The 23,664-nt window shown below is 63.0% G+C and carries 26 protein-coding genes; 20 read left to right on the forward strand and 6 right to left on the reverse strand.

Annotated features, from left to right (window positions below; genetic code table 11):
* Positions 1-5 precede the first annotated feature (5 nt).
* A complete protein-coding gene (gene alr / locus PY254_RS08175) occupies positions 6-1,094 on the forward strand; it encodes an alanine racemase (RefSeq protein WP_281014965.1) in 1,089 nt (362 codons plus the stop codon).
* A 113-nt stretch (positions 1,095-1,207) separates the two neighbouring features.
* Entirely contained in the window at positions 1,208-2,593 is a 1,386-nt protein-coding gene (gene radA / locus PY254_RS08180; RefSeq protein WP_281014966.1) for a DNA repair protein RadA, read from the forward strand.
* Between the two features lie 7 nt (positions 2,594-2,600).
* On the opposite strand, the gene ccsA is transcribed toward radA, so the two are convergent.
* Positions 2,601-3,398 carry a cytochrome C assembly family protein gene (gene ccsA, locus PY254_RS08185; RefSeq protein ID WP_281014967.1) on the reverse strand — a complete coding sequence of 266 codons (798 nt, stop codon included), beginning with the start codon at positions 3,396-3,398 and terminating at the stop codon, positions 2,601-2,603.
* 95 nt (positions 3,399-3,493) lie between these two features.
* On the opposite strand from ccsA, the gene ffh reads away from it, so the two are divergent.
* From ffh to rplS, 5 genes are all read left to right on the forward strand, one after another.
* The gene (gene ffh, locus PY254_RS08190; protein ID WP_281014968.1) at positions 3,494-4,873 is read left to right on the forward strand and encodes a signal recognition particle protein; all 1,380 of its coding nucleotides are present in this window, start codon (positions 3,494-3,496) and stop codon (positions 4,871-4,873) included.
* Positions 4,874-5,067: 194 nt separating this feature from the next.
* Positions 5,068-5,328: a 30S ribosomal protein S16 gene (gene rpsP, locus PY254_RS08195; protein WP_281014969.1), complete on the forward strand. Its 261-nt coding sequence runs from the start codon at positions 5,068-5,070 to the stop codon at positions 5,326-5,328.
* Positions 5,329-5,330: 2 nt separating this feature from the next.
* Positions 5,331-5,846 (forward strand): ribosome maturation factor RimM, encoded by a 516-nt coding sequence (gene rimM / locus PY254_RS08200; protein ID WP_281014970.1) that lies wholly within the window; start codon positions 5,331-5,333, stop codon positions 5,844-5,846.
* 35 nt (positions 5,847-5,881) lie between these two features.
* Positions 5,882-6,655 (forward strand): tRNA (guanosine(37)-N1)-methyltransferase TrmD, encoded by a 774-nt coding sequence (gene trmD, locus PY254_RS08205; protein ID WP_281014971.1) that lies wholly within the window; start codon positions 5,882-5,884, stop codon positions 6,653-6,655.
* A 42-nt stretch (positions 6,656-6,697) separates the two neighbouring features.
* Positions 6,698-7,093 (forward strand): 50S ribosomal protein L19, encoded by a 396-nt coding sequence (gene rplS / locus PY254_RS08210; RefSeq protein ID WP_281014972.1) that lies wholly within the window; start codon positions 6,698-6,700, stop codon positions 7,091-7,093.
* Between the two features lie 102 nt (positions 7,094-7,195).
* Here rplS and PY254_RS08215 read toward each other — a convergent pair whose 3' ends face one another.
* Together PY254_RS08215 and epmB are read right to left on the reverse strand one after the other, a co-directional pair.
* Positions 7,196-9,238, reverse strand: a complete 2,043-nt coding sequence (locus PY254_RS08215) for an EAL domain-containing response regulator (protein WP_281014973.1) — start codon at positions 9,236-9,238, stop codon at positions 7,196-7,198.
* A 133-nt stretch (positions 9,239-9,371) separates the two neighbouring features.
* Positions 9,372-10,382, reverse strand: coding sequence for an EF-P beta-lysylation protein EpmB (epmB, locus tag PY254_RS08220; protein ID WP_281014974.1), 1,011 nt, complete (start codon positions 10,380-10,382; stop codon positions 9,372-9,374).
* 88 nt (positions 10,383-10,470) lie between these two features.
* Here epmB and efp point away from each other — a divergent pair, with 88 nt between their 5' ends.
* The 8 genes from efp (at position 10,471) to PY254_RS08260 (ending at position 16,796) form a co-directional block, all read left to right on the forward strand.
* Complete coding sequence (efp, locus tag PY254_RS08225) at positions 10,471-11,049, forward strand: elongation factor P (RefSeq protein WP_281014975.1); 579 nt, start codon at positions 10,471-10,473, stop codon at positions 11,047-11,049.
* Between the two features lie 136 nt (positions 11,050-11,185).
* Positions 11,186-12,517: a TRZ/ATZ family hydrolase gene (locus PY254_RS08230; RefSeq protein ID WP_281014976.1), complete on the forward strand. Its 1,332-nt coding sequence runs from the start codon at positions 11,186-11,188 to the stop codon at positions 12,515-12,517.
* A 13-nt stretch (positions 12,518-12,530) separates the two neighbouring features.
* Positions 12,531-12,782: a YciI family protein gene (locus PY254_RS08235; RefSeq protein ID WP_281014977.1), complete on the forward strand. Its 252-nt coding sequence runs from the start codon at positions 12,531-12,533 to the stop codon at positions 12,780-12,782.
* A 92-nt stretch (positions 12,783-12,874) separates the two neighbouring features.
* The gene (gene ubiG, locus PY254_RS08240; protein WP_281014978.1) at positions 12,875-13,579 is read left to right on the forward strand and encodes a bifunctional 2-polyprenyl-6-hydroxyphenol methylase/3-demethylubiquinol 3-O-methyltransferase UbiG; all 705 of its coding nucleotides are present in this window, start codon (positions 12,875-12,877) and stop codon (positions 13,577-13,579) included.
* Positions 13,576-14,259, forward strand: a complete 684-nt coding sequence (gph, locus tag PY254_RS08245) for a phosphoglycolate phosphatase (protein WP_281014979.1) — start codon at positions 13,576-13,578, stop codon at positions 14,257-14,259. Before ubiG ends, gph begins: the two co-directional genes overlap by 4 nt.
* Positions 14,256-15,110: an isoprenoid biosynthesis enzyme family protein gene (locus tag PY254_RS08250; RefSeq protein ID WP_281014980.1), complete on the forward strand. Its 855-nt coding sequence runs from the start codon at positions 14,256-14,258 to the stop codon at positions 15,108-15,110. The genes gph and PY254_RS08250 overlap by 4 nt, the downstream gene beginning before the upstream one ends.
* A gap of 109 nt (positions 15,111-15,219) precedes the next feature.
* Complete coding sequence (gene folE2, locus PY254_RS08255; protein WP_281014981.1) at positions 15,220-16,167, forward strand: GTP cyclohydrolase FolE2; 948 nt, start codon at positions 15,220-15,222, stop codon at positions 16,165-16,167.
* 32 nt (positions 16,168-16,199) lie between these two features.
* Positions 16,200-16,796 (forward strand): DUF1294 domain-containing protein, encoded by a 597-nt coding sequence (locus tag PY254_RS08260; RefSeq protein ID WP_281014982.1) that lies wholly within the window; start codon positions 16,200-16,202, stop codon positions 16,794-16,796.
* 39 nt (positions 16,797-16,835) lie between these two features.
* Here PY254_RS08260 and yidD read toward each other — a convergent pair whose 3' ends face one another.
* Positions 16,836-17,108 (reverse strand): membrane protein insertion efficiency factor YidD, encoded by a 273-nt coding sequence (yidD, locus tag PY254_RS08265; RefSeq protein ID WP_281014983.1) that lies wholly within the window; start codon positions 17,106-17,108, stop codon positions 16,836-16,838.
* A gap of 114 nt (positions 17,109-17,222) precedes the next feature.
* Between yidD and dksA the strand changes: the two genes are divergently transcribed.
* Positions 17,223-18,407, forward strand: a complete 1,185-nt coding sequence (dksA, locus tag PY254_RS08270) for an RNA polymerase-binding protein DksA (protein WP_281014984.1) — start codon at positions 17,223-17,225, stop codon at positions 18,405-18,407.
* Between the two features lie 262 nt (positions 18,408-18,669).
* Here dksA and PY254_RS08275 read toward each other — a convergent pair whose 3' ends face one another.
* Both PY254_RS08275 and cysS read right to left on the reverse strand, forming a co-directional pair.
* Positions 18,670-19,101 carry a SufE family protein gene (locus PY254_RS08275; RefSeq protein ID WP_281014985.1) on the reverse strand — a complete coding sequence of 144 codons (432 nt, stop codon included), beginning with the start codon at positions 19,099-19,101 and terminating at the stop codon, positions 18,670-18,672.
* 61 nt (positions 19,102-19,162) lie between these two features.
* On the reverse strand, positions 19,163-20,533 hold the full coding sequence (gene cysS, locus PY254_RS08280) for a cysteine--tRNA ligase (RefSeq protein ID WP_281014986.1): 1,371 nt from the start codon (positions 20,531-20,533) through the stop codon (positions 19,163-19,165).
* 188 nt (positions 20,534-20,721) lie between these two features.
* Between cysS and PY254_RS08285 the strand changes: the two genes are divergently transcribed.
* The 4 genes from PY254_RS08285 to PY254_RS08300 all read left to right on the forward strand — a co-directional run bounded on the left by PY254_RS08285 (position 20,722) and on the right by PY254_RS08300 (position 23,663).
* Entirely contained in the window at positions 20,722-21,255 is a 534-nt protein-coding gene (locus tag PY254_RS08285) for a glycine zipper 2TM domain-containing protein (RefSeq protein WP_281014987.1), read from the forward strand.
* Positions 21,256-21,557: 302 nt separating this feature from the next.
* A complete protein-coding gene (locus PY254_RS08290) occupies positions 21,558-22,565 on the forward strand; it encodes an N-acetylornithine carbamoyltransferase (RefSeq protein WP_281014988.1) in 1,008 nt (335 codons plus the stop codon).
* Between the two features lie 7 nt (positions 22,566-22,572).
* A complete protein-coding gene (locus tag PY254_RS08295) occupies positions 22,573-23,193 on the forward strand; it encodes an FMN-binding negative transcriptional regulator (RefSeq protein ID WP_281014989.1) in 621 nt (206 codons plus the stop codon).
* On the forward strand, positions 23,190-23,663 hold the full coding sequence (locus PY254_RS08300; RefSeq protein WP_281014990.1) for an OsmC family protein: 474 nt from the start codon (positions 23,190-23,192) through the stop codon (positions 23,661-23,663). Before PY254_RS08295 ends, PY254_RS08300 begins: the two co-directional genes overlap by 4 nt.
* The last annotated feature ends 1 nt before the right edge of the window (position 23,664 follow it).

Here is a 23,664-nt window from a genome sequence, read left to right on the forward strand (position 1 = left end):
TCTCGATGAGTCGCACTACCGTCGCCACCATTCATCTCGGTGCATTGCGCCACAATCTGGCGCGGTTGAAGGCGCTGGCTGCACCGGCGCAGGTGATGGCTGTGGTCAAGGCGGATGCTTACGGTCACGGGTTGGAGCGCGTGGCGCGCGCGTTGAACGGAGAGGCAGAGGCCTTCGCGGTGGCGGCGCTGGGAGACGGCTTGCGCTTGCGCGCGGCCGGACATCGTCAGCGCATCGTGGTGCTGTCCGGTCCGGATCAGGCCAGCGATATTGCCGAGATGCAGCGGCTGGGGCTGGAGGCGGCGATTCATCACGACGCTCAGTTGGCCTGGTTGGCGGAGGCCGTGCCGACGCGCGGTCATCTGCGCATCTGGCTGAAGATCGACACCGGCATGCATCGTCTGGGTTTTGCTCCCGAGCGGGTCGCCGAGGTGCATGCGCGGCTGGCGGCCATGCCCGGGGTGGACCCGGCGATCGGGCTGCTTACGCATTTCGCCGAGTCTGAAGTCTTTGGTGGTCTTCCGACTGCCGCGCAAATCGAACGTTTCAATGCGTTGACTCAAGGTCTTGACGGACCCCGTTCGCTTTCCAATTCCGCTGCCGTGCTCGGCTGGCCCCAAGCGCGCGCCGATTGGGTACGCACCGGCGGATTGCTGTATGGCTTGTCAGTGGTGGAGGGCAAGACGGGGGCCGACTTCGGCTTCCGTCCAGCGATGACACTGTCCACCCGGCTGGTCGCGATCAACCGGATCGGCAAAGGCGAGCGGATCGGATACAACGGCAGTTGGACCTGCCCCGAGGACATGCCGGTCGGCGTTGCAGCGGTTGGTTACGGCGACGGCTACCCGCGCAGCGCGGTAGCGGGCACGCCGGTGCTGGTGGGCGATTGCGTGGTTCCGTTGATCGGTCGCGTGTCGATGGACCTGATCACGCTCGACCTGCGCAAGGCATCGATGGCAAAGGTCGGTGATCGCGTGGTGTTGTGGGGCCCGGCATTGCCCGCTGAAACCATCGCGGCACAGTCGGCCACGATTTCCTATGACCTTACCTGCGGCATGACGCGTCGGGTGCTGTTCGTTGATGACGAGCAATAAGCTGCGCGTTTGAAGACGAACGCTGACAGCTCGCGTTGACTGCGGCGTCTCGCGGTTTGCGATGATCGCAGTCTAAGCTGCGCTTCCTCACCTCGCTTTTTCTGGAACTTCGCATGGCCAAAGCCAAGACCGCCTATGTCTGCACCGAGTGCGGCGCCGAGCACAGTAAATGGCAGGGCCAGTGCATTGAATGCGGCGTGTGGAATACGCTCAGCGCCATCGTGCTGGAGCCCGCCACTGCGGGCAAGGCATCGGTGGGCGCGCAGCGTTCAAGTTACGCGGGCGCAGCCGCCGGGTCGCCGAAGATCACCCCGCTGACCGAAGTGATGTTGACCACCGAGGCGCGCGCGCTGACCGGCATCGGCGAACTGGATCGCGTGCTCGGCGGCGGTCTGGTGCAGGGTTCGGTGGTGCTGATCGGTGGTGATCCTGGTATCGGCAAGTCGACTTTGCTGCTGCAGGTGCTGGGTACCTTGGGCGCGCATTTGCCCAGCGTGTATGTCACTGGCGAAGAGTCGCTGGCGCAAGTTGCCTCGCGCGCGCAACGTCTGGGCTTGCCGCTGGAACCGCTGCAGGCGCTCGCGGAAACTTGCATCGAGCGCATTCTCGAACAGGCGATGGCGACGCGACCGAAAGTGCTGGTGATCGATTCGATCCAGACCATCTGGACCGAATTGCTCACCGCGGCGCCCGGCTCGGTCAGCCAGGTGCGCGAATCGGCCGCCAAGCTCACCCGCTTCGCCAAGGAGACCGGCACCTCGGTGTTCCTGGTCGGCCACGTCACCAAGGAAGGTGGTATCGCCGGCCCGCGCGTGCTCGAGCACATGGTCGATGCGGTGCTGTATTTCGAGGGTGAAGTCGGCAGTCGTTTTCGCGTGCTGCGCGCGTTCAAGAACCGCTTCGGCGCAGTCAACGAGTTGGGTGTGTTCGCGATGAGCGACAAGGGTCTGCGCGAGGTGCCGAACCCGTCGGCAATCTTCCTGTCTTCGCATGCCGGTCCGACCTCGGGCAGTGCGGTGATGGTGACTCGTGAAGGTACCCGGCCGCTGCTGGTCGAAGTGCAGGCGCTGGTTGATCAGTCCTCGCTGGGCAACCCGCGTCGGGTTACCTTGGGGCTGGAGCAAAATCGTCTGGCCATGCTGCTGGCCGTGCTGCATCGGCATGGCGGGGTAGCGGCGTACGATCAAGACGTGTTCGTCAACGTGGTCGGTGGTATTCGTGTGCAGGAAACTGCAGCCGACCTGCCCGTGTTGCTGGCAGTGCTGTCGAGTCTGCGTGACCGGCCGTTACCGGAGCACACGATCACGTTCGGTGAGGTCGGGCTGTCGGGTGAGATTCGCCCGGTGCCGAACGGCGAGGAGCGTCTGAAAGAAGCCGCTCATCACGGCTTCAAGCGCGCCATCGTGCCGAAGGCGAACGCGCCGAAGAGCGGCAAGGTGGGTGACATGGAAGTCGTCGGCGTGGAGCGGCTGAGCGAGGCGATCGACGCCTGCCGTTGAGCGGCATCTAGATTGGGCGGTGCAGTACCAGTTCCAGCACCGCCTTGCTGCCGAAGAACGCCAAGGCCAGCACGGCCATGCCGACCAGGGTCAGGTTAACTGCGCGCTTGCCACGCCAGCCATACCGCCAGCGGCCGTAGAGCAGTACGCCGAACACCAGCCAGGCGACGATCGACAGCACGGTCTTGTGCACCAGATGCTGGCCGAACAGGTTGTCCACGAACAGCACGCCAGTCAGCAGGGTCAGCGAGAGCAGCACGAAACCGGCGCTGATCAGACGGAACAGCAGGGTTTCGGTCAAAGTCAGTGGCGGCAGTGCGCGCAACCAGCGGCCAAACTGGCGATGCCGCAGTGCGCGCTCCTGAATCGCCAGCAGGATTGCAAACACGGCGGCTATCGACAGAATCCCAAACGCAATCAGTGCCACTGTCACATGCAGCTTGATCTGCCAGTCCATCGGTTGCGGCAGCGTCGGTGGGGCCAGGAAGCTGTCCACGGCCACCAGCAGAGCGGTCAGCGGGAACACGATGACGCCCAGTGCGGCGACCGGGCGCGAGGCGTTCACCAGCAGCGTCAGCGCCGAGACCACGAAGGCAACCAGTGACAGCGCCGCGAAGAAGTGCAGGTCCAGCGCGCCGCGATGCATGCCCAGCAGAATGCCGCCGTGCAGAATTACGGCCATCCCGGCCAGGCCCAGTGCGAGTCGATTCAGTGGCTGGCCGCCGCTTAGCAATGGACGGGCGAGCACCCCGGTGGCGGCGAGGTAGAGCACGATGGCGAGCAGCGCGAGCACGTGTGTGGTCATAGCCGCGAAGTGTCGCACAGGCGCTTGCTGGCGTGCATGCGAAGCGGCCGGTTCGGTCAGCTATAATCACCGCTTTCCCGTTTGCCGGTTCCGCCATGTTCGAGTCGCTCAGTCAACGCCTTTCCACCACCGTCAACCGCCTGCGTGGTCGCGGCCGACTGACCGAGGAGAATATCCGCGAGGCCCTGCGCGAAGTACGCATCGCGCTGCTGGAGGCGGATGTGGCGCTGCCGGTGGTGCAGGCGCTGATCCAGCGGATCAAGGTGCGCGCGGTCGGCCAGGACGTGATGAAGAGCCTGTCGCCAGGCCAGGCACTGGTCAAGGTAGTCAGTGACGAGTTGACCGTGGTGATGGGCGCGGCCAACAGTGAGCTGAATCTGGCACAGCAGCCGCCGGCGGTGGTGTTGATGGCCGGCCTGCAGGGTGCGGGCAAGACCACCACGGTGGCGAAGCTGGCGCGGTTGCTGACCGAGCGCAAGAAGAAAAAGGTGATGGTGGTCAGCTGCGACGTGTATCGTCCGGCGGCCATTGAACAACTGCGCACGCTGGCCGAACAGGTCGGGGTGAAGTTTTTCCCGTCCGAGGCGGGCCAGGACCCGGTGGCGATCGCCAAGGCGGCGGTGGCTGCGGCGCGTCGCGAAGTGGTCGACGTGCTGATCGTCGATACCGCGGGTCGCTTGCATGTCGACGAGGCGATGATGGCCGAGATCAAGGCGCTGCACGCCGCGATCACCCCGATCGAAACCTTGTTCGTGGTCGACTCGATGACTGGCCAGGATGCTGCCAACACCGCCAAGGCGTTCAACGAAGCGCTGCCGTTGACCGGCGTGATCCTGACCAAGACCGACGGCGACGCCCGTGGCGGCGCGGCACTGTCGGTGCGCTATGTCACCGGCAAGCCGATCAAGTTCCTCGGCGCGGGCGAAAAGAGCGACGCGCTGGAGCCGTTCCATCCTGACCGCCTTGCTCAGCGCATTCTCGGCATGGGCGACGTGTTGTCGCTGGTCGAGGAAGTGGAGCGCAAGGTCGATCAGGACAAGGCGCAGAAGCTCGCCGAAAAGGTGATGAAGGGCAAGCGCTTCGACCTGAACGACATGAAGGATCAGTTGGAACAGATGGGTAACATGGGCGGGCTGGCTGGTCTGATGGACAAGCTGCCGGGCGTGTCCAATCTGCCGGACAGCGTGAAGTCCAAGGTCAACGACGGCGAAATGAACAAGATGATTGCGGTCATCAATTCGATGACCAAGAAGGAGCGCCGCCATCCGGACTTGCTGAATGGCTCGCGCCGTGCCCGTGTGGCTCGTGGTTCCGGTACGCAGCCGGCTGACGTCAATCGTCTGCTGAAGCAGTACATGCAGATGGAAAAGATGATGTCCAAGCTGTCCAAGGGCGGCACCAAGGGCCTGATGCGACAGATGCGCGGCGCGATGAAGGGCATGGGTGGCATGGGTGGTCTGCCGCCGATGCGCTGAAAGGCGAGAAACCAGTGGAGAAGATTGAGAATTGCGCCAAGCGCACTGAGGCGGGTTCTCTCTCGTTTCTCACTTCTCGCCCCTCACTCCTGTCCTGAGCTCTTCCCTTTTTTCGAAAAACCGCTAAAATGCCCCGTTTACCGCGCACGGCTCTCGTGTGCCTGCCGCCGGTTCGGCAATTCTGGAGTTTTACCATGGTCAAGATTCGTCTTTCGCGCGGTGGCGCCAAGGGCCGTCCGTTCTACCACGTTGTCGTGACCGATCAGCGCAACAAGCGCGACGGCCGCAACATCGAGAGCGTCGGCTATTACAACCCGGTTGCGTCGGGCAAGGACAAGCGCCTTGAGCTGAACATCGAGCGCGTGAAGGAATGGGTGGGCAAGGGCGCCCAGCTGACCGACAAGGTCGCTGCCCTGGTCAAGGAAGCCGGCAAGCTGCAGCAGCCGGCTGCCTGAGCATGACGGCAGCCAGTCGGCGCGTCCTGATTGGGCGCATCGTCGGGCTGTACGGTGTGCAGGGTTGGCTCAAGATCGAATCCTGGGCCGAGCCACGTACGCGGATCTTCGATTACCAACCGTGGCTGCTCGGTGCAGCGCCCGGTACGGAACGCGAGATCATCGGAGCCAAGGGTCGTACGCAAGGCAAGGGCATGGTTGCCCAATTGCCGGGCGTGGACACTCGCGAACAGGCAGCAGCGCTGATCGGTACCGACATTTATGTCGCCCGCGCGCAACTGCCTGATCCGGCGGAAGGTGAATATTACTGGGTCGATCTCGAAGGACTCGAGGTTGTCACCACGCTGGATGTGTCACTGGGGCGGGTCAGTCACCTGTTCGCCACCGGTGCCAACGATGTCGTGGTGGTCCGGGACGGTGCGCGCGAGCGGCTGGTTCCCTTCATCCAGGGTTCGTATGTGCGTTCGGTGGACTTGTCTGCAGGGCGCATGGTGGTGGACTGGGATCCTGAATTCTGACGTCGCCGGTTTCGCGGGCTAAAGGGTCAAGGATCATGCGTATCGACGTCGTCAGCCTGTTTCCCGACTTCGTGCGTCAGTGTGCTGCGGTTGGTGTGGTGGGACGCGCGCAGCAACGTCAGTTGTTGCAGGTGGAAACCTGGAATCCGCGCGACTACAGCAGCGACAAGCACCGCAGTGTGGACAGCAGCTCGTATGGCGGCGGTCCGGGCATGGTGATGATGATTGAACCTTTGCGCACCGCTTTGGCGGCGATGCGTGAGGCGGCACCGGAACCGGTGCATCTGGTTTATCTCAGTCCGCAGGGAGCGCGGCTGACGCAGGGCAGGGTGGAAGCGCTGGCGAGGCTGCCGCGTATCGGCCTGCTTTGTGGGCGTTATGAAGGTGTGGACGAGCGTCTGCTGGCGCACGAGGTCGACGAGGAGCTCTCCATCGGCGATTATGTGCTGTCCGGTGGTGAACTTGCTGCGGCGGTGATCATCGACGCGGTAGGGCGTTTGCAGGATGGCGCGTTGAACGACGCGGCATCGGCCGAGCAGGATTCATTCTCGAATGGGTTGCTCGACTGTCCGCACTATGCAAAACCGGTGCAGGATGCACTGGGTTCGGTACCGGCGGTGTTGCTCTCCGGTGACCATGCGGCGATCGCCCGCTGGCGCCTCAAGCAATCGCTGGGACGAACCTGGTTGCGCCGTCCGGACTTGTTGTCACAGCATGGACTGGATGCGACTTCCCGGGCTTTGCTGGATGAATTCCGTCGTGAACATCCCTTGCAGGGGCAATCACGGCAAGACGATGCGGTCGAGTGACCGCAACATTGCTTTCGATTTAAGTGAACCGACAGGTGCGCCATGAACAAGATCATTGAACAGTTTGAATCCGAGCAGATCACCCGCCAGCTGCCGGAATTTGGCCCCGGCGACACCATTGTCGTTAACGTCAAGGTGAAGGAAGGCAACCGCGAGCGCGTGCAGGCTTTCGAAGGCATCGTCATCGCCAAGCGTAGCCGCGGCCTGCATTCGGCCTTCACTGTGCGCAAGATTTCGCACGGTACCGGCGTGGAGCGCGTGTTCCAGGCGCATAGCCCGGCCATCGATTCGGTGTCCGTCAAGCGCAAGGGCAAGGTCCGTGGCGCAAAGCTGTATTACCTGCGTGGGCTGGAAGGCAAGGCTGCGCGCATCAAGGAAGACGTGGCTGCCGCTGCGGCTGCCAAGTCTGCGGCCAAGGCTGCTGCCGCTGCCGAGTAATTCCGGCGATTGCGCGCTGCGCACGAAAAACCCGCGGATCGCTCCGCGGGTTTTTTATTGCCTGCGACAGGATCGCCGGATTTTGCCCGGCGTCCCTCGTGCTTATTCCAGTCGCTGCGGAATCTGCAGGAAGTTACCCTGCACGAAGTCCACGCCGCAGGAGAACAGCAACGAGGTGCTGGTGGCGTCCTCCACCCACTCGGCAATCGCCTGACGCTTCAACTCGTGAGCTTGCTGGCAGATTTCGGTGATCTTCTTCTGGCTTTCCGGATGCTGCGGCAGTTCGGCCATGTAGCTGCGGTCGATCTTCAGATAGTCTGCGTCGACGTGGTTGAGCAACTGGAACGAGTTCAGGCCTGAGCCAAACTGTTCCAGGGCAAAACGTCCGCCGAGCTTTTTCCAGCCGTTGACGAACTCTTGCGCCGGCCGCAGCAAGGTCATCAGCTTGCTCTCGGTCATTTCCAGCACCAGCTGGCAACGCTTCAACGGGGCTTTTTGCATCCGCTCGGCCAGCCACGGCAGCATCGTTTCGTCCTGTAGCGACGCCGCCGTGAGCTTGACGAACAGTGTGGTCTGCAAGCCGGAACGTTCGTGCTCCTGAAGGATCTTGATGATCCGCTCCAGCACCCAGCGGTCAATTGCCGTGGTGAGGTTGTGCTTCTCGGCGATCGGCATGAAGAAGCCTGGCAGCACTTCTCCCTGCGGGCCGTTCATGCGCAGCAGCACTTCCGAATAGTCACCTTCGGCATCCTGCAGGCTGATGGTTTGCTGGTGATAAAGCACCAGGCCTTCGCCAGCTAATGCCTTCTGCAGCAGATCCAGCCAGTAGCGATCCCGCTCTTCGTCGGCCTTCTCTCGTGCCGCCGGGTCGTGCAGCTCCACCTTGCTGCCGCCAAGGCTCTGCGCGGTGCGCAAGGCGTTGCTGGCCTGGTTGAGCAGCAGCTCGCTGTTCGCGTTCTTTTCGCCGAGCAGGCTGCCGCCAACGCTGGCGGTGACCGACATCGAGCGCGTGCCGGCATCAAAAATCTCGTTGCTGACACTGTGCTGCAGTTTCGCGATCCATTCGCGAACGGCTTCGTCCGTACGCGTGTCCAGCAACACGCCCAGGGTGTGATCAGCCAGCATGCCGGCGATATCGTCGGCGCCGAGCAGCATGCGGATTCGATCGGCGAAACTGGCCAGCAATTCGTCGGCCTTGCCTAGGCCAATGCCGCCCACCAGGCCGGTCCAGTTGTCCGGCTCGATCAGCAGCAGGCACTGTCCCTTCTTGCCCTTGGCAGCTGCGGTGATTGCGTCGTCGACCTGGGTCAGCATGTGCGTGCGGTTGTACAGGCCGGTAACCGAGTCGCGCTGCAGCTGTTCCAGTACGGCGGGGTCGACCATTTGCCGGCGGAACACGATCTGCAGGCAGCGTTCGCCTTCGAAGGTGGCCGGGGTGAATTCGACGGTGGCATCAAAGCGGGTGTCGTCGGCGCGGCGCGCTCGCAGGGTCAACTGCGCGGGGAACTTGCCCTGGTGCGCCTGGCCCCTGAGCAAGGTCTTCATTTCTTCGGCGTTGGAAGAGTCGATCATGTCCAGCAGCGGCAAGCCGAGCAGGTCATCGAAACTTTCGTAGCCAAACGTGTCCAGGTAGGACTGGTTGGCGCGAACATGCATGCCTTCGTGCACGTAGGCGATGGCATCGGTGGACGAGTCGAGCAGCGCGTCGCAACGGCGCTCGGTTTCACGCAGGGCGGTGTGCAGCCAGCGAACCTGGCGCCGCGTACGCAGCGCGTCGAACTCTCGCTTCAGCACCGCGATAAGTTGCTTGGGATGACTGCGCGAAGCGATGCCGCGGGCGCCGCGGGCGAACAGGTCGGCGACCAACTCGTTGTCCATCGCATTGACCAGGCCAATCAGCGAGAAGTCACGGCCGTAAGCCTCCAGCACCTTCATCGCCTCGTCCAGGCTGATGGTGGTGACCGCCGAATCGAAGATGACCAGGTCGGGTTCCAGCTCGCTGACCGCGGCCTGCATCTGTTCGACGTTGGTGGCGCGAGCCGGGCGAACGGCGATACCACTGTTGCGCAGCAGGCTGATGATCTGTTCGGCCTCTTCGAGCGAGCTCTCGACGAAGAGAATCTTGATGACGTAATCGTTTTTCATGTGGCCTGATGCTGTCCGGTGGTCATCGAGGGCGGTTCGGATAGGCCGAGCGGGATGGGTCTGGCTATAGGTTGTAACGGATTCTGCTTGCAGTCGCCAGCAAAAAACGGCATCGAAGGCATGCGGAGCAGCCTCACAGCGGGCGCTTGGAGCCGTCGCCAGCGACTTCGCGCACCAAACGAGGTACCAGATAACCCGGCAGGCGTGTGCGCAACGTGTTCATCAATGCCTGGGCACGGGAGTCACTGACCTCGAAATGAGCCGCGCCCTGCACTCGATCCAGTTGGTGCAAATAGTAAGGCAGCACGCCGGCGGCGAACAGACGTTCGGACAGAAGCGCCAGTAGCTCGGCGTCGTCATTGACTCCGCGCAGCAGCACGGATTGATTGAGCACGGTCGCCCCGGCAGTCTTCAGCCGAGCCACGGCGGCATCGACGCTGGCGTCCAGTTCGTTGGCGTGGTTGGCGTGCAATACCACGACTTTTTGCAGCGGGAGGGCGCCCAGCCAGTCAATGAAGGCTTCGTCGATTCGCTCCGGCAACACTACCGGCAGGCGCGTGTGGATGCGCAGGCGGATCACCTGTGGCAGCTCGGCCAGGCCATGGCTCAACTCCGCCAGCTTGTGGGTGGCTAGCGCCAGCGGGTCACCGCCGGACAGGATCAGCTCGCGAATCGACGGGTCGGCCTTGAGCTGTGCCAGTGCGTCATGCCATTGCGAGGCCGCGGCAATCTCCTCGCCGTACGGAAAATGGCGACGGAAGCAGTAGCGACAGTTCACCGCGCAACTGCCGCTGGCGATCAGCAGGGCGCGACCATCGTATTTGTGCAAAAAGCCCTGGCCGGACTTCGAGGCCATGTCGCCTACGGCATCGCTGGTGAAACCGTCGACCTGATCGTGCTCGAACCGTTGCGGCAGCACCTGCAACAACAGCGGGTCGGTCGGGTCGTTGTGACGCATCCGTGCCACGAATCCGCGCGGGACCCGCAACGCAAAGCCGGCATCATCCGCTGGCAGCAAGTCGCTGCGATGGCCCAGCCCTACCGCCTGCAACAGTTCGGCCGGATCGGTGATCGCATCGCGCCAGAGCTCGCGCCAGTCGGATATGACAGGCGATAGGCGGGAATGGGGGCTTGCGGTTATCATATCGGGCCTTGGATCGGGCAATGACGCCCGTGACAGACATCCATTTTAGCCGCCCCTCGGGCGAAATCGACTCCGGAGCAGATAGCGCATGGCGACCCTTGGCCTCAACGACGTCAAAACGGGCAAGAAGATCCTTCACAATGGTGATCCGTGGATCATCACCGAAGCGGACTTCGTCAAGCCCGGCAAGGGTCAGGCGTTCACCCGCATTCGCATCCGCAACTTGAAGGATGGTCGCACCACCGAGCAGACGCTGAAGTCGAGCGACTCCTTCGAGGAAGCCGACGCCACCGATACCGACATGCAGTTGTCCTTCATCGACGGCATCGGCAAGGACCGCATCTGGAACTTCATGAACATGGAGACCTTCGAGATGGCGCCCGCCACGCTGACCGCGATGGGCGATACCTGGAAGTGGTTGAAGGGCGAGGAAGAGTGCGTGGTCACCTTGTTCAACGGCGGCATCGTGGCCGTACAGGCACCGAAGTTCGTGGAGCTGAAGATCGTCGAGACCGATCCGGGCGTTCGCGGCGACACCTCGGGCGGTGGCGGCAAGCCGGCCACGCTGGAAACCGGCGCGGTGGTGCGCGTGCCGCTGTTCGTCAATCAGGACGAAATCATCAAGGTCGACACCCGCACCGGCGAGTACGACAGCCGCGTGAAGTGAGTGATGGGAGCCTCGCGCTCCCCTCGCTGATCGAAACGGTCGTGCAAGCGCGTGACCGGTAAAGCGAATGGGGCGGGCGCCGCAAGGTGTGCCGCCCCATGTCGTATTCACTAGTACTGCTGCATGGAGCTAACCAATGAGCCAGATCAATCCGCAATCCGTCGACTTGATGATCGAGGCGCGCTGGGTTGTGCCGATCGAGCCGCATGCGGTGGTGCTGGAAGATCATGCTGTGGTGGTACACGGCGATCGTATCGTCGCCTTGCTGCCGATTGCTGATGCCCGTGCAGCCTATGCGCCGCGCGAGCGCGTCGAATTGCGCGAACATGCACTGATCCCCGGTCTGATCAACAGCCACACGCACAACCCGATGACCTTGCTGCGTGGACTCGCCGATGATCTGCCGCTGATGGTGTGGCTGCAGCAGCACATCTGGCCGGCCGAGGCAAAGGTGATCGGGCCGGAGTTCGTGCGTGATGGCGTCGAGCTGGCCGTGGCCGAGATGTTGCGCGGCGGCACCACCTGCGCCAACGAGAATTATTTTTTCCCCGACGTGATCGGCGCCACTTATCGCAAGCTGGGTTTTCGCGCGGTAGTAGGCCTGCCGGTGATCCAGTTCCCCACCGCCTGGGCGAAAACCCAGGACGAATACTTCGAGCGCGCCGGCGAAGTGCACGACAGCTTCATCGGCGACAGCCTGCTCACCACCGCGTTCGTGCCGCATGCACCGTATACCGTGTCGGATGAGAGCTTCGAGCGCATCCGCGTGCTGGCCGATCAGCTGGACATTCCGGTGCATCTGCACACGCACGAGACCGCGCAGGAAGTCGAAGACGAAAAAGCCAAGAGCGGGTTGCGCCCGTTCCAGCGGCTGCAGAAGCTGGGCATCGTCAATGATCGACTGGTTGCCGTGCATATGACCCAGCTGACCGATGGCGAGATTGCCGCATGCGCCGCGGCCGGCGTATCGGTGGTGCATTGTCCGGAATCCAACCTCAAGCTGGCCTCCGGTTTTTGCCCCGCAGAGAAGCTGCGCAAGGCGGGCGTCAACGTGGCGATCGGCACCGATGGTTGCGCATCCAACAACGACCTGGACATGTTCGGTGAAATGCGTACCGCCGCCTTGCTGGCCAAGGCGGTGGCCGGTGACGCCGCGGCATTCGACGCGGCGTTCGCACTGCGTGCGGCCACCCTCAACGGTGCCAAGGCGATCGGGCTGGAGGCAAAAATCGGTTCAATCGAGGTCGGCAAGCAGGCTGACTTCGCCGCCGTACGGTTGAGTGATCTGGAAACCCAGCCGATGTTTCATGTGATCTCGCAACTGGTTTATGCGACCGGACGGCATCAGGTCAGCGATGTGTGGATCGCCGGCGTACGCAAGCTGGCGGCGCGTGAGCTGGTGGATATGGACACCGGCGCCATCCTGACCCGCGCACGCGCCTGGCGCGAGCGCATTGCCTCGGCCTGATAGGGAGTCCACGGTGAGTCGTTACCTGATCCTGCTGATGCGCAGGCCGCATCTTGATCCGGCCGTGATACCGCTGCATCTGGCGTATCTCGATGGCCTGCGTGAACAGGGGCAGGTGGAGCTTTCCGGTGGCTTCAGCGACAAATCCGGCGGCGCTTATTTGCTGCAGGCGAGTGATCTGGCAGAAGCCACGTCGATCGCGAACAACGACCCGGCGCACATCAGTGGTGGCTGGGATATAACGGTATACGAATGGCAGACCTGAATTTTTGCGCTCATCCGTGAGTGCAAACAGCAAAAGGCGGCCATCCCTGGCCGCACTCTTCAATAGAATCACCGCTTATCATGGATTCCAGCATGACCGTCGCCAACGTCAGCCCCGATGAAATTGCCCGCTTCGACAGCCTGGCGGCACGCTGGTGGGACCCGGATGGCGAGTCGCGCCCCTTGCATGATCTGAACCCGGTGCGCGCCGCCTACATCGCCGCACGCACCGATCTGCGCGATGCGAGGGTAGTCGATGTCGGTTGCGGCGGTGGCCTGCTCAGCGAGGCGCTGGCGCGCGCTGGCGCACGCGTCACCGGTATCGACATGGGCAGCAAGGTTATTGACGTGGCGAAGCTGCATTTGCACGAGTCGAATCTGAGTGTTGATTACCGCGTGCAGTCCTCGGCTGCGCTGGCGGCTGCCGAGCCGGAAAGTTTCGATGCGGTGTGCTGCATGGAACTGATTGAACATGTGCCCGACCCCGCGGCGCTGGTGAACGACCTCGCTGCGATGTTGAAGCCCGGCGCGTGCTTGTTCATGTCGACCATCAATCGCACGCCGGTGGCGTTCGGCGCAGCCATCGTGGGCGCCGAATACGTGATGCGCATGTTGCCGCGAGGCACCCATCACTACGCGCAATTCCTCAAGCCCTCCGAACTCGGTCGTCTGCTGCGCCAGGCCGGACTGGAACTGGAAGACGTCTCCGGTCTGGGCTACAACCCGCTCACCCGCAAGGCATGGCTGAGCAAGGTCACCGCCATCAATTACGTGCTCAGCGCACGCAAGCCGGCATGAGTCGTTCGCTTCCGAAAGACATCCAGGGCGTGCTGTTCGATCTGGACGGCACCTTGCTCGACAGCGCGCCTGACCTCTACGCTGCCTTGCTGGCGCAATGTGCGGAAGAGGGCGTACCGCCGCCGCCCTACGGGCCAGTGCGCGAAGTGGTTTCGCGCGGTGCGCGCGCCGTGCTGCGGTGCGCGTTTGCCCATCTAGACGAGGATGCCTTGCTGGCGCGGGTGCCGCGCTATCTCGAGCTCTACCAGCAAGTGATGGCGCAGCAAACACAAACGTTCGACGGTGTGGATGAGCTGCTGGCAGGGATCGAGGCGCAGGGGCTGCGTTGGGGCATCGTCACCAACAAAGCCGCGTTCCTCACCGATGAGCTGGTGCAACGCATCGGTTGGGCCGAGCGCGCCAGTGCGGTGGTTTCCGGTGACACCTTGCCGGTGAAGAAGCCCGATCCGGCACCAGTGCTGCTGGCCTGCGAGCGCGCGCAGCTGACACCAGAGTATTGTCTGTTCGTTGGCGATGATCGCCGCGACATCCAGGCCGGCAAGGCCGCCGGGCTGTACACGGTGGCGGTGAGCTGGGGTTATCTGGATGGCGGCGATCCCCGTGACTGGGGCGCCGATCGGGTGGTGAATCATCCGGCGGAATTGCTCGCGCTGTTGCAACGCGAACCGAGCGTCGCATGATCGAGCTGATTGAACAGAACGCGGTGCTGCAGGGCTTCATCGACAAGTGGCTGGCGGTGCAACCGCAGCAGCGCATTGCGCTGGCCTTTGTCGATGGTCGCCGCTACCCCGGTCATGTTGCGCTGGCGGCGCTGGAACAGGAGCTGCTGGGCGCGGCCTACGGCATCCGCGAACCGCAGGTCGCTGTCGCCAAGCTCGGCTGGTGGGCCGAGGAGCTGGCCGGCGCCGCGGCCAGCGGCGGTCGCCATCCACTGAGCCAGGTGCTGTTCGACGACGAGCGCGCGCATATGATCACCAGCGAGGTGTGGCTGGCGCCGGTGCTGGCGGCGATGTCACAGCTGGAGCAGGGCACCGCGGCCGACTTCGCCGGGCAGATCGACGCGGCGATGCCGCTGCATGGCGCACTGGCTGCGCTGGAAACGGCGTGGTGGTACGGCGCAAACGCGTCGTGCGAACATGCCGCGCGCGTGGCGGTGCTGAATCATCTTTTGTATGCGCTGCTGCGGCTGGACTCGGACGCCGAACGCGACCGCCTGCCGCTGCCGATGGCGCGGTTGGCCCGGCATGGTCTGGATCGCACGCAGTTGCGTGGCAGCAGTGAAGCGCGGCAGCAGGCGATCAAGGCGCAACTGGAAGACTTGTTGGCCAGTTGGAGCGCATCGGCCAAGCTGGCGGGACCGTTGAGCGTATTTCGCGCGCTGGAGTCGCGCCATGCCAACAAGCTGGCGCAGCGCGCCGTGCGTTCCGGCGATGCGCTGGCCACCTTGCAGGCAGGTCAGCCGCGTACCGGACTGGCGACGGCGCTGCAGGCGTGGCAGGCCGCGCGTGCGTGGCAGCGCCAGCGCGGGTAGATTCGTTCAAGACGCAGCGTTTCCCCCACGTCACTATTGCGCCGTGGGCTGCGTGCCCCAAGATTGCTGGCTTCACCGGTGCGTTGCTGCGCCGAGCTCAGGACTCACCATGCCGAATCAGGAAAATACCGCTCGCCTGCTGCCCGATGTGGCCGTTCACGCGCAACCCCATCTCGCCGGGGCGCTGGACTGGGTGGGCATGGCCGATATCCAGGTGCCGGTGCTGTTTGACGCCGGTGATGGCCAACCGCAGCGTGCCAGCGCACGGGCGGGCGCCTTCGTCAATTTGAAGCGGCCGGACAAACGCGGCATCCACATGTCGCGGCTATACCTGCAAGTCGAGCAGGCGTTGAGCACACAGCCACTAACGGGTGCCATGCTGCATGAGCTGTTGCGTGGTTTTCTCGATTCGCACAAGGATCTGTCCGATCGCGCCTGCCTCAGCATCCGCTTCGAGCATCTGGTGCGTCGACCCGCGTTGAAGAGTGCCAACAGCGGCTGGCGTGCCTATCCGGTTTGCATCGAAGCCAGCCTGACTGGCGACGAATTCTTGCTGGAGTTCGGTACCGAGGTGGTCTACTCCTCGACCTGTCCGGCATCGGCAGCGTTGTCGCGGCAGCTGATCCAGGATCAATTCGCCAATGACTTCGCCACGAATCAGCCGCTTGACCATGCCGCCGTGCTGGCGTGGCTGGGCAGCGAGAAAGGCATTGTGGCCACCGCGCACGCCCAGCGCAGCGTGGCGCGCCTGCGCGTGCGCCCGGTGCCGGGTGCCGGCTTCCATCTGATTGACCTGATCGATCGGGTCGAACACGCGCTGGGTACACCGGTGCAGACCGCGGTGAAGCGAGAGGACGAACAGGCCTTTGCGCTGGCCAATGGCGGCAACCTGATGTTCTGTGAAGACGCGGCGCGGCGCATTCAGAAGGCGCTTGATGCCGACGCTCGCCTGGGCGACTTCCATGTTCGCGTTGAACATCAGGAAAGCCTGCATCCACATGATGCGGTGGCCTACGCCAGCAAAGGAGTGGAAGGCGGTTACGGTTCGTCCGTATAGTCCGCACGGGTTGGGCGAGAGCCGGGGAATTTGTGCGCGAACAGGGTTGGCTGGTCGAGTGGGATGATGCGCGTGGTTTCGGCTTTGTCGTCACTCACGGTGGCGATCAGCGTGTCTTCGTGCATGTCAGGCAATTCGCACCGGGCAGGGCGCGCCGACCCCGGCAGGGCGACATCCTGGTCTACGAGGTGAAGCGCGGTGAGCGCGGCCGGTTGATCGCCGATGCCGTCCGCTTTTCCAGCGCAGCGAAGCGCCAGGCTCGGGACACGCGACGCGCCCACTGGGGTTTGGCCGAGACGGTTGCGCTGCTGTGGGGCATGGGTCTGATCGCGATGCTGCTGACAGACAAAATACCGTGGCAGGTTGCCGCGGGCTATCCGCTGCTGAGCGTGGTCGCCTGGCTGGTCTATCAGAAGGACAAACGCGCCGCTGGCAGCGGTCGCTGGCGGACGCCGGAGTCCACGTTGCAATTGCTTGCTTTGCTGGGTGGTTGGCCTGGTGCGTGGTTGGCGCAGAAATATCTGCGACACAAGTCGAGCAAGACCAGCTTTCAGATCACCTTCTGGTTCATGGTGGCGCTGAATCTGATGGGCTTGTTCTGGCTCGTTCCGCGGTTGCTGGCGGTATAGCCACGTTGGCCGCGGCTTGTCGACAGTGTGATATGCCGATCAATCCGGACCCGCGGGATCGTCCTTGCAGCGGCAACGCGGAAGATGAAACTGCTCGGGCACCGGGTCCTCGCCACCAGTGCACAGTGGCTGGCAGCGCAGCAGGCGCCAGCCGGTCAGCACGCTGCCGCGCCACGGGCCGAAGCGGGTGACAGCAATGCGTGCATAATCAGAGCAACTGGGGTGAAAGCGGCAGTGTGGACCAAGCAATGGACTGATCAGGCGCTTGTACAAATGCAGCAACCACAGTATGAATCGGGTTGGGGTAATCATGTGCTGGAACGGTTGGCCTCTGGTAATGGTACAAGTATTCCAGAGGTAGACTTGCTGGTGCAGGACACATGGGCTATAACACCCGGCCGCCACGGCCATTAACGGTGAAGGGATATGGCGAAAACAACGCGTAGTTCGACCGCCGCCAAGGCGCAAAAGAGCAAGGCTTCGTCTGCAGCGAAGGCGGGCAAGTCGAAAACAGTTGCAGGCAAGGTCGCGGCGGTGAAAAGCGCGGGCAAGGCGCCGGTCAAGCCGGCACCGAAAAAGGTTGTCACCAAGGCCAAGCCGAAAGCTGCGACCAAGCCCGTGGCGAAGAAGGTTTCTGCCAAGCCGGTCGCCAAAAAGTCCGCTGCCAAACCGGTGGCGAAAAAATCAGTCGCCAAGTCACCTGCCAAAAAGCCGAGTCCGGCCAAGGCGGTGGCGCCCAAGAAGGTTGTTGCCAAGAAAGTGGTTGCCAAGAAGTCCGTTCCCGCTAAAACCGTTGCCAAGAAAGCTGCTGTCGCGAAGCCCGCGCCGAAGAAGGCTGCACCCGTGAAAAGTAGCGCAGCCGCCAAGCCGGTAGCGAAGCCGGCTGCGAAGGCCGCTGCCCACAAGCCCGCGCCATCCAAACCGGCGGCGAAGCCGGTCGTCAAAACCGCTACCAAGGCGGTCAAGCCGGTTGCTGTTGCGGCGGCAAAACACGTATCCCCGGCACCCGTCAGCACCTTGTTCAAGGGCAAGGTGGCGAGTGCCACCGCCATGGTCACACCGCGGGCAGATGCTGCCGCGGACCATGCCTCTTCCTCCAAGAAACAGAAAACGTCGTCGTCAATGAATAAGCTTGCTACAAAAAAACTCGATAATGGTGTCACCCAGGAAGATGGGCGATACGCGCTTCCCTCCACCAGCACGATCAGTTTGCCCAAGGGTTATCGCCCCTCGTCGAACGAGGAGTACATGAGCCCGATGCATCTGGCGTACTTCCGCAACAAGCTGCGCGATTGGCGCGATCAGCTTGTCGAAGAGTCGCGTCAGACCATGGACAACCTGCGTGACGAAGTGCGTGACGTTGGTGATGAGGCCGAACGTGCCACCCGCGAGACCGAAAACTCGCTGGAACTGCGCACGCGGGACCGCTATCGCAAACTGATCTCCAAGATCGACAAGGCGTTGCGTCGAATCGAAGAAGGCAGCTACGGTTTCTGTGAAGAGACCGATGAGGAAATCGGTGTCGATCGTCTCGACGCGCGACCGATTGCTACCTTGTCACTGGATGCCCAGGAACGTCGCGAGCATCTGCAGAAGCAGATGGGGGATTGATTTGTGCGCTCCTCGGTGAGCGCAAAGATCAAACCGGCATCCGTGCCGGACTCTTCAAAAAAAGCCCCGCTTCGAGCGGGGCTTTTTCGTGGAGCGACGCGCTGCGGCGCTTTCACGGATCACTCTCTGCCGACGGCCGCGGCGGCGTAGCTCGTCAGTTTCGCCAGTCGTAGGGCGGGCGCCGCCCGCCAGCCGCTGTTCATCACGCCGTGGTGATACGAGCGGCGGGCAGCGGCCCGCCCGACGTGCTTGCGCGTGGATCTCAGGCCAGCGCCAGCGCGGCGTATCCCTTCAGCTTCGTGAGCATCGCGGCCAGCCCGTTGGAGCGGGTCGGCGACAGGTGTTTGGCCAGCCCGATGGTGCCGATGAAGGACGGTTCGGTGGCGAGGATTTCCGCTGCCGGGCGGTCGGAGTAGACGCGCAACACCAGTGCGATGAGGCCGGACACGATCGCCGAGTCGCTGGCCGCCTCGAAGTGCATGTTCGAGGCATCGCCCGAGGGCAGCAGCCAGACCATCGACTGGCAGCCGTGCACGCGATAGTCGTCGCTCTTGCACGTCTCGGGGAAGTCGGGCAACTGCTTGCCGAGGTCGATCAGATACTGGTAACGCTCGGTCCAGTCGCCGAAAAACGCGAATTCCTCGGCGATCTGTTGTTGCGCCTGTTCGGCGCTGGTTGTGACGGTGCTGTTCATCCCGCCATTATCGCGCGGACCGGGACGGGAAGCGCAATGCGCTCCCGGTCTGGTCGAAGCGTCACGACTTGACGATGCTCCAGCGGGTGCCTTGTGCGCCATCTTCAATCACCACGCCCATGGCGCCCAGTTCATCGCGGATGGCATCGGCGCGCGTGAAATCACGCGCGGACCGCGCCGCGCGACGCTGTTCCAGCAAGTCTTCGATATGCGCTTCGTCAATCGCCTCGTCGCCACGCCGGAACCAGGCCTCCGGCGCCTGTTGCAGCAAGCCGAGCAGGACGCCACCACCGAGCAACGCGGCCTTGGCCTCGGCGCTGCCGGACTGGCGCGCGGAATCGGCCAACACCGACAACTCGGCCAACGCCTGCGGCGTGTTGAGGTCATCGCACAAGGCCGCTTCGACGCGCTCCGGCACCGGCAACGCGCCATCAGGAAGTTCAATCGCGGCGAGGTCGCGCAGCACGCGGTACCAGCCATCCAGCGTACTGATGGCTTGATTGATGGCCGCTTCGGACCAGTCCAGCGGCTGCCGGTAATGGCCGCTCAGCAAGCGCAGTCGCAGTGCCTCGGCCGGATACAGCTTGAGCAGTTCGTGCACCAGCAGCACATTGCCCAGCGACTTGGACATCTTGCGGCCGTCGAAGGTGAGCATGCCGTTATGCATCCACCAGCGCGCGAACACCTTGCCACCGTGGGCGCAGGTGGACTGTGCCACTTCATTCTCGTGATGCGGAAACAGCAGATCCACGCCGCCGGCATGGATGTCGATGGATTCACCCAGATGCGCCGCGCTCATCGCCGAGCACTCGATGTGCCAGCCGGGCCGGCCGCGGCCCCACGGGCTGTCCCAGCCCGGCAGTTCCGGCGTGGAGGGTTTCCACAGCACGAAATCGCCGGCATTGCGCTTGTACGGCGCCACTTCCACTCGCGCGCCGGCAAGCAGTTCTTCCGGGTCGCGGCCGGACAACTGGCCGTAAGCGGCGAACGAGCCGACGTCGAACAACACATGGCCTTCGGCGGCATAGGCATGGCCGCCGTCGATCAGGCTTTCGATCATCGTGATGATTTCTGCGATATGGGTAGTGGCGTGCGGCTCGATATCCGGCGGGGCCACGCCAAGCCCGGCCATGTCATCGCGATAGGCCTGCGCAAAACGGTTCGTGATCGCGTCGATCTGCACGCCCTGCTGTTGCGCGGCGGCGTTGATCTTGTCGTCCACGTCGGTGATGTTGCGGGCATACAGCACCTGCGGGTAATGCCGGCGCAGCAGACGCACTAACACGTCGAACACCACCGGTCCGCGGGCGTTGCCGATATGCACGTAGTTGTAGACGGTCGGCCCGCACAGGTACATCGTCACCCGTTCAGGGTCGAGCGGTGCAAACGGCTCGCTGCGGCGAGTCAGGCTGTTGTAAAGCGATATCGGCATGGTGAAATCCGCGGCATGGGCCGACCGCGCGGGGCGCGGCCAGCCCGGCATCTTAACAAGGTGTAAGCGGCCGAGTCGCGTCAAGCGGCTGGTGGTCTGATTCTAAGGGTGTATTCAGCGTGAATTTGTTGCAATGGCCTCCAGCAGGCGCGCGACGCGCTTTGTAGTTCAGTAACTCGGAGGTCGTGATGACCAAGCTGTGGCTCCCCGCGCTTGCCCTTGCCTTGATGGCAGGCAGCGTCTGTGCACAGGATGTGCGTTACGCCAACTCCAACAACAGCGATGACAACGCCCACTATGGTTGGGCCGATGTGTTGCGTGCCGACCCGGTGCAGGGTGTCACCCGTACCGAAGTGCCTCGGCAGGAATGCTACGACCAGCCGGTGGTTCGTCATGAGGGCGGCAACAGCACGGCGGGTACCGTGCTTGGCGCGGTGATCGGTGGTGTGCTGGGCAACACCGTGGGCAAGGGGGATGGCCGCCGGGCGGCCACCGTCGTCGGTGCGGTCGCGGGTGGTGCGGTCGGCAATCGCGCCAGTCGGGGTCAGGACTATGAGTCTACCCAGACCCAGTGCCGCGAAGTCAGTTCGGTGAGTGAGCAGCGCCGGATCATTGGCTACGACGTGGAATACCGCTATCGCGGCGAGGTTTATACCTCACGCCTCAGCTACGATCCCGGCGAGCGCCTGCGCGTGCGCGTGCGGGTCGACCCCGCCGACTGAGCCAGCAGGCAACGCCGCCACTTGTTGGCGGCGTTTGCATTTGGGTGGCCAAATTATTTGTTGCATGGCAGCGAAATTGTCGGCATGATGCCGGACAGTTGCCTGGAATCCTCATGTCTACAGCCGTCTATACCGCTACCGTACTCACCAGCGCCCGCGCGGCTGCTGGCATGACGTCGCGTGCGCGCCGACCGTTGTATCGACACTCGGCCGGGTAGGCAGTCGCACGCGTTTTCAAGGTGCATCGACGACGAAACCCGGCTCTTCAGCCGGGTTTTTTGTGTTTTGGAATGGAGTAAATCATGGCATTGCGACACTTCATCACCACCCAGGATTACAGCCGCGCCGAGATCGACGCCTTGCTGGAGCAAGCTGCGGCATTCAAGCGTTCGCCGCGTGGCCAGCAACTGGCTGGCAAGTCGATCGCGCTGCTGTTCTTCAATCCGTCGATGCGCACGCGCACCAGCTTTGAGCTGGGCGCGTTCCATCTGGGCGCACACGCCATCGTGCTGTCACCGGGCAAGGATGCGTGGCCGATCGAGTTCGAGGTCGGCACTGTGATGGACGGTGACACCGAGGAGCACGTTGCCGAGGTGGCGCGGGTGCTGTCGCGCTACGTCGACCTGATCGCGGTGCGTGCGTTCCCGAAATTCCAGGACTGGTCGGTGGATCGGCAGGACAAGGTGATCAAGGCCTTCGCGCAGTACGCCACGGTGCCGGTGATCAACATGGAGACGATTACCCATCCCTGCCAGGAGTTGGCCCACGCACTGGCCATGAAAGAGCACCTTGGCGATTTGACCAAAAAGAAATACGTGCTGACCTGGACCTATCACCCGAAGCCCTTGAACACGGCCGTGGCGAACTCGGCGCTGTTGATCGCAACCAGGATGGGCATGGACGTGACCCTGCTTTGCCCCACACCCGACTACGTACTGGATGAGCGCTACATGGAGTTTGGCCGTCTGAATGCGCAGCAGAACGGCGGCTCGCTGAAGGTCAGCCACAACATCGAGGAAGCCTACGCTGGTGCCGATGTGGTCTATGCGAAGAGCTGGGGCGCATTGCCGTTCTTCGGTCAATGGGACAAGGAAAAGCCGGTGCGCGAAGCCAGCAAGCACTTCATCGTCGACGAAGCGAAGATGGCGTTGACCAACCACGGACTGTTCAGTCACTGCCTGCCGCTGCGCCGGAACATCAAGGCCACCGATGCGGTGATGGATTCACCGGCCTGCATTGCCATCGACGAGGCCGAAAACCGGCTGCACGTGCAGAAGGCGGTGATGGCTTCGCTGATCGGGCAGGTCTGAGTCGGCCATGTACACACCGAAGCCGTTCGAGGAAACGCGTGCCGACGTCCTGGCTGGACTGATGCGTGCCTATCCGTTCGCCACCGTGGTAGCGAACACCGCGAACGGCTTTGTCGCCAACCATCTGCCGTTCGAGCAGGTCGATGGCGTGTTGCATGGCCACGTGGCACGCGGCAACGAGTTGGTTCAGATGGATGGTACCGAGGTGCTGCTGGTGTTCCGCGGGCCGGACGGCTACATCAGTCCGAATTGGTATCCAACCAAGCACGAGACCGGGCGCGAAGTGCCGACATGGAACTACGCGGTGGTGCACGTGCATGGCCGTCTGCGCGTGATCGACGATGCGGCGTGGCTGCGCGTGCTGCTGGAGCGGCTCACTGATCATCATGAGGCGAATCAGCCGCGGCCGTGGAAAATCACGGACGCGCCGGAAGATCACATCGAGAAATCCCTGCGTGCGATTGTCGGCCTTGAGGTTGTCGTCGATCGCGTCGAAGGCAAGTTCAAGCTGAGCCAGAATCATCCAGCACGCAATCGTGCCGGGGCGGTCGCTGGTCTGCGCGAGCGCAATGCTGATGGCGATGTGGAGTTGGCTGCACTGATGCTCGAACAGGAGCCAAAGACATGAGCGTCCAGCATCATTATCGAGTGGACGTGGAGTGGACCGGCAACCGCGGCAGTGGGACGGACAGCTACCGTAACTACGGCCGCGATCACGTGATCCGTATCGACGGCAAGCCCGAGCTTGCTGGGTCGGCTGATCCCACGTTTCATGGTGATGCGACCCGTCACAACCCCGAAGATATGCTGGTCACGGCGTTGTCGGCTTGCCACATGCTGTCGTACCTGCACATGGCGACCGTGGCTGGCGTGGTTGTCATCGCGTATTGCGACGCCGCCGAGGGCACGATGGTCACTGCAGGCAACGGTGGTCACTTCACCGAAGTGGTGCTGTGTCCGACGGTCACCATCAGCGCCGGCAGTGATCCGCTGAAGGCGCAGGCCGCTCACGATGATGCGCACCACGCCTGCTTCATTGCCAACTCCGTCAATTTTCCGGTGCGCTGCGAACCGCGCATCGTCATCGCCTCCGTCTGAC

This window comes from Rhodanobacter sp. AS-Z3, from assembly GCF_029224025.1.
Lineage (GTDB): Bacteria > Pseudomonadota > Gammaproteobacteria > Xanthomonadales > Rhodanobacteraceae > Rhodanobacter.